Raw genomic sequence first — 442 nt, 5'->3', positions numbered from 1 at the left:
TTTGTTGAGGTCTGTTAGCCCGAGTTTCGACAAGACAGTCTTGACCTGGCTTTCAATCTCCCAAGCATTGAGAGAATCCATCTCAGCCATCACCTTTTCCAGTCTTGCTTGACTGGTTTCATCGTAATGAGATAAGAGCAGCTCGTATTCACGAATCAGCTGGGTTTCACGGAGGTCAGATGAAAGAACGGTGTCTAAAACTGTCTTGCTTTCATCAAAATCAGGTTCCTGGGTCAGATAGGCGATTTTATAAGCATTTTTGGTACGAAAAGGTGATACATCTCCGTCAAAACCGATACGACTTGACAGAACATCCAACAAAGTCGTCTTTCCTGTACCATTGACCCCAATAATCCCGATACGGTCGCCTTGATGGATGATGAAAGATAGATCAGCAAAGACCGTTTTATCTCCGACAGATTTAGTCAGGTGTTCAACGATA

At 43.7% G+C, this 442-nt stretch carries 1 protein-coding gene; it reads right to left on the bottom strand.

Features of this window, described 5'->3' with window-relative positions; translation table 11 throughout:
• Nucleotides 1–441: ATP-binding cassette domain-containing protein (locus C1G53_RS09030; RefSeq protein WP_238139131.1), on the bottom strand; the 441-nt coding region annotated here is incomplete at its 3' end.
• Between the last annotated feature and the right edge of the window lies 1 nt (nucleotide 442).

Source organism: Streptococcus suis, assembly GCF_002960445.1.
In the GTDB taxonomy this organism is placed as follows: Bacteria; Bacillota; Bacilli; order Lactobacillales; family Streptococcaceae; genus Streptococcus; species Streptococcus hyiners.
This window is presented reverse-complemented; position numbering and strand designations above follow the sequence as displayed.